Annotated in this window: 9 protein-coding genes; 6 read left to right on the plus strand and 3 right to left on the minus strand. The window is 58.1% G+C overall.

Annotated elements, in window-relative coordinates; all coding sequences use genetic code 11:
* Positions 1-175: 175 nt before the first annotated feature.
* Positions 176-931, minus strand: a complete 756-nt coding sequence (locus ABF824_RS11470; RefSeq protein ID WP_415489120.1) for an SDR family oxidoreductase — start codon at positions 929-931, stop codon at positions 176-178.
* A 423-nt stretch (positions 932-1354) separates the two neighbouring features.
* Between ABF824_RS11470 and pxpB the strand changes: the two genes are divergently transcribed.
* From pxpB to ABF824_RS11495, 5 genes are all read left to right on the plus strand, one after another.
* Entirely contained in the window at positions 1355-1987 is a 633-nt protein-coding gene (gene pxpB / locus ABF824_RS11475) for a 5-oxoprolinase subunit PxpB (RefSeq protein ID WP_415489144.1), read from the plus strand.
* Entirely contained in the window at positions 1984-2985 is a 1002-nt protein-coding gene (locus ABF824_RS11480) for a biotin-dependent carboxyltransferase family protein (RefSeq protein WP_415489122.1), read from the plus strand. Before pxpB ends, ABF824_RS11480 begins: the two co-directional genes overlap by 4 nt.
* Positions 2982-3749: a LamB/YcsF family protein gene (locus ABF824_RS11485; RefSeq protein ID WP_415489124.1), complete on the plus strand. Its 768-nt coding sequence runs from the start codon at positions 2982-2984 to the stop codon at positions 3747-3749. Before ABF824_RS11480 ends, ABF824_RS11485 begins: the two co-directional genes overlap by 4 nt.
* Positions 3750-3904: 155 nt before the next feature.
* Entirely contained in the window at positions 3905-4834 is a 930-nt protein-coding gene (locus tag ABF824_RS11490) for a DMT family transporter (protein ID WP_415489126.1), read from the plus strand.
* Between the two features lie 90 nt (positions 4835-4924).
* A complete protein-coding gene (locus ABF824_RS11495) occupies positions 4925-6202 on the plus strand; it encodes an MFS transporter (RefSeq protein ID WP_415489146.1) in 1278 nt (425 codons plus the stop codon).
* Positions 6203-6358: 156 nt separating this feature from the next.
* Here the strand turns inward: ABF824_RS11495 and ABF824_RS11500 are convergent, their stop codons facing one another.
* Both ABF824_RS11500 and xseA read right to left on the minus strand, forming a co-directional pair.
* Positions 6359-6625, minus strand: coding sequence for a hypothetical protein (locus tag ABF824_RS11500; RefSeq protein WP_415489128.1), 267 nt, complete (start codon positions 6623-6625; stop codon positions 6359-6361).
* Positions 6622-8094: an exodeoxyribonuclease VII large subunit gene (xseA, locus tag ABF824_RS11505; RefSeq protein ID WP_415489130.1), complete on the minus strand. Its 1473-nt coding sequence runs from the start codon at positions 8092-8094 to the stop codon at positions 6622-6624. Before xseA ends, ABF824_RS11500 begins: the two co-directional genes overlap by 4 nt.
* Positions 8095-8169: 75 nt before the next feature.
* On the opposite strand from xseA, the gene ABF824_RS11510 reads away from it, so the two are divergent.
* On the plus strand, positions 8170-8707 hold a 538-nt coding region (locus ABF824_RS11510; RefSeq protein ID WP_415489132.1), incomplete at its 3' end, for a phosphoribosylamine--glycine ligase.

Here is an 8707-nt window from a genome sequence, read left to right on the forward strand (position 1 = left end):
TTCCGCTCGGGAAGAGGGGACGCAGGTGAGGGGGACGAAGGGAGCGCCGCGCTGGGAATAACAGCGCGGCGAGTCAGCCGGATCTTCCGCCCCCCTTCCTCGATCTCCAGTTCTTCGATCGGGGCACGAGCGAGCAGATCCGTCAGTTTTCTGATCTGCGTGATATCCACTGACTTCAGGTCCGATCCGCTGTTTTCTTCGCGAAGTCGAGACCGCCCACGACCTGCATGGTCGGCAGCACTTCCATGAAGCTGACATTCATGCGCGGCGGCGCCAGAACGGCAAAGGCGACCGAATTCGCGATGTCTTCCGGCAGAAGGGATTCATACTCGTCGAAGAAACGCTTTTTCGCTTCAGCCATGTCGCCGATCAGACGACCGAAGACTTCCGTCTCGACGCGAGCAGGAGAGATTTCCGTGACGCGGACATGGTGGCCGAACAGATCACAGCGCAGCTGCTGCGAAAGCGAATGCACGCCAGCCTTGGTGGCATGATAGACCGTGTTGCCGCCAGCGAAGGCATAGTGACCTGCGATGGAGCTGATGTTCACGATATGCCCGCGATCGCGCTGCATCATGCCGGGCACGACAAGGCTGGTCAGCTGGAGGACGGCGCGCAGATTGACATCGACCAGAGCGTCAATGTCTTCCGGTGTCGTCTTGGTGATGTTGCCCGTGCGGGACTGCCCTGCGTTGTTGACCAGGACATCCACTTCAATGTCGTTGATGAGCGCTTCAATGCCTTTCTGATCAGCGACGCTGACGGCGTGAGGGATACAGCCGGTTTCTTCCGCCAGCTGTGCAAGGCGCTTCTCGTCGCGCGCCACGGCATGCACGTCCAGACCGGCTTCCCGAAGACGTCTGACAATCGCCGCACCTATGCCGGAGGATGCGCCGGTAACGAGAGCGTTACGATACGGCTGACTGCTCATGCTGATAACCTCGATACTACAACCAAAAAACCACTATACCCACAATAGAGATATGTTCGCGAGTATGTGGAAATTGATGTTAGTATCGTAACGATTTCAGCGCCAAGAGCAGTTCGTTCTCACGTCATAAGATAATACTATACCGGACACGCCCATATGATGAGCCATAAGATTATCCGATAGCCTCACATCGGGAATTGGTCTGGAAATCATTTCGGAAACAATCCTAATCTGCTTTCCAGCCGCTAAAATGATGCGACTCATTACGAACCCGGTCCAAGGTGGCGGCTCTGGTGTTCCTGTCGCAAGAACAGTGCTGGATCGTGTATTTTGAATGGCGACATGACACATCATCCGGAAAATCACACTGATCTCGCAGGTGAAAGAGTTTCTTCCATCGGGGAAGGCGCGCCGACAATCAGCATGATCGGCACGCGGGCCATGCTTTTCGAGGCGCCCGGTGCGTTTACGATGGCGCATCAGCGGCGCATCTGGGCTCTGATCGAGGAGGCTGGAAGCCGCAGCGACGTTCAGGAGCTTATTCCCGGCGTGACAAATCTGATGCTGGTTTTTTCCACGCCACCGGAAGATCCCGAGTGTATTGCCAACTGGCTGCGTCACGCATGGGAAACGCTTCCCGAGCGTCATATCGAAGGACGCCTCTTCGAAATCGGTGTACGTTATGGCGGTGAGCTGGGTGAGGATCTCGGGCGTGTGGCCGAGCACGCAGGACTGACGCCAGAGGAAGTCATCGCGATCCATCATGCCAATGATTACACCGTCTGCGCGATCGGCAGCGCGCCGGGGTTTGGTTATCTGCACGGTCTGGACCCGCGCATTGCGACACCACGTAAATCGGTTCCGTCCCTGAACATGCTTGCGGGAACGGTGACCATCGGCGGTATGCAGGCCGGTATTTCGGCGCTTACAGGCCCGAATGGGTGGAATTCGATTGGCTTCACGGAAATCTCGCTGTTCGATCCTTTTCGGAACCCGCCCTCTCTCTTCGCCATCGGGGACCGTATCCGCTTCCATCCTGAAAGCATCGAACTGTGATCACGATTCTTGAAACCTCCGCACTGAACACGGTGCAGGATCTGGGGCGTCCGGGGTATCGCAATCTCGGTGTGGGGTCTTCGGGTGTCATGGACCCTCTGGCGCTTCGGGTTGGCAATATCCTGCTGGATAACGATGCTGATGCGGCCTGCATCGAATTGCAGACTTATCCTTTTGCGTTGAAGTTTGATCGCGCTCTCAGTTTTGCCGTAACTGGGGTTGATGCGACTATCGAACTGGATGGGCGCACACTCCTTCCGTGGTCGGTGGCTACCGCTGAAGCGGGGCAGGTTCTTCGGATTGGGCAGCCTGCGGTGGGTGCACGGGGCTATATCTGTTTTGCCGGTGGTGTTGATGTGCCGGTCGTTCTGGGATCGCGTAGCACACAGTTGCGTGGCGGATTTGGTGGCCTGCTAGGCAGATTTCTGGAAGAGGGTGATACGCTACAGGTTGGTGCCAGCGAGACACTGGCTTCCGGTTATGCTGCGCTCCCACCGTCCGTTGCTTTTCGGTCTGATGCGGAGCTGGAAAATAAGAGTGTCGTCACGCTCCGCGTGATCCCGGCAACGGATTACATGCTTTTTACGGATAAGGCGCGCGATCAGTTCTGGAACTGCGAATGGCGCATCACGCCGCAAAGCAATCGCGTCGGCTACAGGCTGACAGGCGAGAAACTGGAACTGCGCAAGCCAGTCGAATTGCGTTCTTACGGGATTGTTCCGGGTATTATTCAGGTTCCTCCCGCGGGTGAGCCTATCGTGCAGATGGCGGATGCCAACACCGCCGGTGGCTATCCGCGTATCGCGACCGTGATCGAGAGTGACCTGTGGCGTCTGGCGCAGGCCCGCATCGGCTCCCGTATTCGTTTTGAAAAATGCAACCATGAGCAGGGTGTTGACGCGATGCAGCCTGTCGAAGCGTATCTCGATAGCCTTCGCGGGATGGTGGCCCGTTATCGCAGTTCCATAAGCCGTCGGCAGAGCGGAGGAAAGAAATGAAGATCGACCTCAATTCCGATATGGGTGAAGGCTTCGGTCGGTGGCGTGTCGCTGACGATGACAGCCTGATGGATCTCGTTTCTTCCGCCAATATTGCCTGCGGTTTTCACGCCGGTGATTATGCGATCATGGATCACACGGTCCGGCTGGCGAAGGAAAAAGGTGTCGGTATCGGCGCTCATCCCGGACTGCCCGATCTGATCGGCTTCGGTCGGCGCACGATGCCGGTTTCCGATGCTGATATGGAAGCGATGCTGGCCTGCCAGATCGGTGCATTGCAGGGTGTTGCCGCACGACACGGTCATCGCGTCACTCATGTGAGCTATCATGCAGCTTTCGGAACCATGGCCAATGCGTCGGAAGAACTCGCACTGCGTCTGGTGCGTGTGATCGCCGCTCTGGACAAGGATCTGACGGTTTTCGCGATGACTGGCCAGCCCACCGAGCGTGCAGCGGAAAAAGTGGGCCTGAAAGTTCACACGCTGTTTCTTGCCGATCGGGCCTATACGGCTGCGGGCGCGCTGGTGCCTCGTGGACAGCCGGGGGCGGTCATCCATGATCTGGACGCCGTACGTGCCCGTGTGCGCCAGTTCCTTGAGGATGGTTCTGTCACAACCATTGATGGTGCCCGTCTGCCGGTCAAAGCGAAGTCGATTCTGGTGCACAGCGACACGCCGGGATCGCTGAACATCGCAAAAGCCATCAGGGCGGAAATCGATGCGACGGGCGCGGTCCTGACACCGGCACATCTGCTGGCGGACTAAGCGCTTTCCGAACGGGAAGCGCGGCCGTCACGATAAGAGTGCTGCGTTTTTCCTGAAACTATAATGTTGCTTTATCGCAATAGAATGTGTGTCATGAGCGCGTCTCGTTCATAGTCTGATCGAAACGACCATGGAGGCCTTGAGGTGGGATTGAAATGAAGCATGACCTGAAACGCGGTGCACTGCTTCTGGTTTCTGCGACGTTCTTCATAGCCCTTCTCAATGCCCTTCAGAAACTGACCGGATCGACACTGCCGGCGCTTGAGATCATCTTTTTTCGTAATCTCTTTTCTCTGCCATTTGTTCTGCTGATCGCATCCCGCACGAAAATCGTCCTCAGGACGGAGCATTTCAAAGGACATCTGTTGCGGTCGGTTGTTGGGCTGATCAGCATGATCATGGTGGTGATCAGCGTGACGCGCCTGCCGCTGGCGGAACAGCAGGTGCTCTCCTACACGCAGCCGCTCTTTCTGGTACTGCTGTCCATTCCGCTCCTGCACGAAAAGCCCTCGCTTCAGCGATGGATTGCTGTGTGTATAGGTTTTTCCGGTGTCGTGGTTGTCGCTTTGGGAAAGGGGTTGCTTCACGGCAGCGCCACTGCGGTTCCCACATGGGCCTATTTCATTGCGCTGGCTCAGGGAGCAGTCGGGGCGCTGACCACCATGCAGATCCGGCAGCTTTCGGCGACTGAGTCCAGCACGACCATTTCGCTGTGGCAGGCCATTCTTATGACGGTGATGACGGCTGCTCCGCTGCCTTTCATCTGGACAACACCGCATATGGTCGATGCGATCTGTCTTGTGGCTGTCGGGGCTTTTGCCGGAATCTCGCAGGTTCTCCAGACCGAGGCGTTCGCTTCGGCGCAGGTTTCAGCCATCGGCCCGTTTGCCTATTCCGGCCTGCTCTGGGCCGCCATCATCGGCTGGCTTGGCTTCAAGGAAGTGCCCGGCGTGGCGATGCTGGTGGGCGGCGTGCTGATCATCGGTTCCGGCGTCTGGATGCTTCGCCATGATCGCCCAACGAAAAAAACGCCTGTTGCGACAACGGATGTGCTCACCACCACAAATGAGGGACTGCGGTCATGATTCTGCGTTCGTACTGTTCATGTCCCGTTTTTGTGTCCCTCCATGCCGGGGAGGATCGTCATGCAATCTGAGCAGGCAACCTCCTTTCCTATGACGGACAATATGGAAACCGTTGTGCAGAAGCAGGGCAAGATGCCCTCCCGCTATGTCTTCTTTTTTCTCGTTTTCCTCATGTATGTCATCAGCTATGGGGATCGGGCGGCGCTTTCCATCGCCATGCCGGATCTGGGCAAGGAGTTCAATCTGAGCCCCGTGCAGATGGGATGGGTCTCATCCAGCTTCCTGTGGTCCTATTTTCTGCTGAATCTGCCATCAACAATGCTGCTCGACAGCGCGGGGGCGCGTCTGATCGGCAGTCTTGCCGTGTCCCTCTGGTCCTTTGCCATGCTGCTTGGCGGCCTGGTGCATAACATCACGCAGTTTCTTTTCACCCGCGTTCTGCTTGGCGTTGGAGAGGCTCCGACTTTTGGTGTGGGCGCCACCGTCGTTCGGAACTGGGCGCTTCCGAAAGAGCGTGGTTCTGTCATGACTGTTCTGCTGACCGGTATGCAGCTTGGTCTGGCTGGCGGCACGATCGCGGGTGCATGGCTGATCACGCTCTTCAACTGGCGTGTGGAATTCATCATTCTTGGTTTTATCGGTTTTGCATGGGCGCTTGTCTGGTGGCTGGTTTACCGGAATCCGGTGGAACGGGCTGCGGTTACGCCGAGAAAGAGAATCTCTCTTTCTGAAGTGAAAAACCTTTTCGGTTCTTCGTCTTTTCTCGGAATCCTTTCCGTGCAGTGCACGCAGAATTATCTGAACTTTCTGATGATGTCGTGGATGCCGCTCTATCTCATGCATGAACTGCACATCGATATCACGGGGACCGGCACGAGAACGGCGCTCTGTTATCTCGCGGCGGCTGTCGGCGCAGTTATCATAGGCAAAATTCTGGAAAGTATTGTCTTCCGTAGTAATCCTTCACCCGCGCGTCGGCGTTTCGTTGTGGTGACATGTCTGGTGGGGGCATCCACGATCGGATTGCTGCCTTCTTTCCACACGATGACGCCCATTCTGCTGGTGATGTCGGGCTCTCTCGCCTGTCTGATCGCCGCTAACGGCGCGAATACTGCCCTGCTGACCGATATGCTGGAAGACGGCCAGAAGATCGGCACAGTAACGGGCGTGAGCCTGACATGCAGCAATTCACTCGGCCTGTTCGCGCCGATTGTCACCGGATATATCGTGGCCTGGACGGGGCGTTTCGATATGGCGTGGTATATGTGTTCTGGTGCACTTCTGGTTGCCGGCCTCCTGTCGGTTCTGCTTGTCGGCTCACCGATCCGGATGCGGCACGAGAAAGACAATGTGGCTTCTGGTTTTTGAGAGACTGTTTCAAAACTCTGTTCGTGAAAGCGGATTTAAATCAAAAAGAAGTTTTTGGTGAAGCTTTTGTTATCACCAAACTATTGCAAACAACCTGATAAGACTGACGCAGGAGCCGTCAGACGCCATTCCTGCATGCAAGATAGATTTTCTGAATCAGTTGCTTGGCGGGGTAGTCTTTTCACTATTTCCGGCAGGTGTGTCTGACTGCGTAACTGCCGGTGGCTGTTCCGACATGCGGATGGCTTTCACAAAGGAGCCACCGATAAAAATCAGCATCGAGAGAGAGGCAAGCACGATCATTGTGATCATGAAAACCTTTTCGGCCCGATGCTCGTTGAGCTTCTCGTCAATCGGTGGCTGCTTGATCAGATTGAGATCAGGCATCTTGAAGTTCTTCAGATTTTCTTTGAACTTTTTCATAGGTCGAGCGCTCCTTGGGCCGATTTCGTGCTGTTTTCGATGAGAGCCGAACGGGTGTCATCGGCAAAGACAAGCGTGACCCGATTGCCGGGCCGGAGTCTGGCGGCTCGTGTGACGGGTTCGCCAGCGGCATCGCGGACGAGAACATAGCCACATTCTAGCACAGCACGCGGCGAGACGGACTCCAGGACATTCCCCACGCCGGTCAGCCGTGCCTGACGCTCGCGGCAAAGGGCCTGAAGAGGGGCGACGGTCAGGCGCGTGCGCCCGAGCTGGGCCTCGGCTTTCCGTCGTATTGCCGTCATCGTCGCATCCAGCGCGGCGCTGTCGAGAGCCAGACAGGCGCGACGGTCGGCGAACAGGGCAGCGGGAACCGGCATATGCCGTTCTGCCGCGATGAGAGCCGCCTTGCGTCGTTCCAGCAAGGCAGGAAGTGCGAGATCGAGCCGGTGAGCGCGATCGTCAAGGCGCATCCGCGCCGTGCTAAGCAGGGTTGGGAGATCAGGCAGACCGGAGGCAGCCCGATCCAGACGTAGGCGTGCTGTCTGACCAATGCGGTTCAGCGCGCTCCCCATCCGGGCGACGCGATGGGTCAGGTCGGCCAGCAGTTCGTCGCGCACAGGCACGGCCAGTTCGGCGGCGGCTGTGGGCGTGGGGGCGCGCATGTCGGAAACAAAGTCGATCAACGTGGTGTCGGTCTCATGCCCGACAGCAGAGATGACTGGAATCGGGCAGGCGGCAACGGCACGCAGGACGGCCTCGTCATTGAAAGCCATCAGGTCTTCGAGCGAGCCACCGCCACGGGCGACGATCAGCACGTCCGGGCGTGGCAGTCTTTCACCGAGACCGGGATGACCCAGTTCGCGGAAGCCCTCAATGGCGCCCGCAATCTGCGCGGCGGCCCCTTCGCCCTGCACGGCGACGGGCCAGATCAGCAGATGGCGGGGGAAACGTCGGGCGATGGTGGTGCGAATGTCGTGCAACACCGCACCCTGCATGGAAGTGACAACCCCGATCACACGCGGCAGGCGTGGAATGCGGCGCTTGCGGTCGGCGTCGAACAGCCCTTCCTGCGCGAGTTTCTGGCGCAGTCGTTCGATGCGGGCGAGCAAAGCGCCTTCGCCCGCATACTCCATCTTCTCGACGATCAGCTGATAGCTGGAGCGCTCGCCATAGGAAGAGACGCGACCCGTGGCGATGATCTCCAGCCCGTTTTCCGGCACCAGCCCGAGGCGTGACACGGAACCGCGCCAGACGACACCGGAGATCTTGCCGCCTTCGTCCTTCAGCGAAAAATAGAGATGGCCGGAACTGTAGCGCTTGAATTCCGTAATCTCGCCACGCACGCGCACCCGTCCAAACGTCCCTTCGAGGGTCCGTTTGATGGCCCCCGAAATCTCGGAGACCGAATATTCCGGCACATTGACGCCGGGAAAGGGAGAGGGAGGTGTCGGAGAGCCATCGTCCATGACGCGACCCTATGCTACAGACGCAGCGTTCTCAACAAGAGCCGCAACCTATGTGGCCGGAAAGAAGGTGATGCGATGAGAGTCCTGCTGATTGGTTCGGGTGGTCGTGAGCACGCGCTCGCGGCGGCGCTGGCAAAGTCGCCAGCTCTCACGCAGCTCTATATCGCTCCCGGAAATCCGGGCACGGCTCTGTGCGGCACGAATGTCGCCATCGCGGCAGGCAATGTTCCGGCGCTGGTGGCGTTCGCGCAGAAGGAAGGCATCGACCTCGTCGTGCCGGGACCGGAAGCGCCATTGGTCGCCGGACTCGCTGACGCCTGCGCTGAGGTCGGGATTCCCTGCGCTGGACCGACAAAAGCGGCAGCGCAGCTGGAAGGAAGCAAAACCTTCACAAAGGAAGTGTGCGACGCGGCAGGCATCCCGACCGCGAAGTGGGAGCGTTTCACTGACCCGGCTCATGCGATTGCCTTCGTGCGGCGTCGTGGTGCGCCGATTGTTGTGAAAGCCGATGGTCTGGCAGCGGGAAAGGGCGTGGTTGTGGCGCAGACGGCGGCGGAAGCCGAAGACGCCGTCACCGACATGATGACATCCAACAAGCTGGGCGATGCTGGCC

It is taken from the genome of Acetobacter sp. (genome assembly GCF_047721705.1).
GTDB lineage: Bacteria > Pseudomonadota > Alphaproteobacteria > Acetobacterales > Acetobacteraceae > Acetobacter.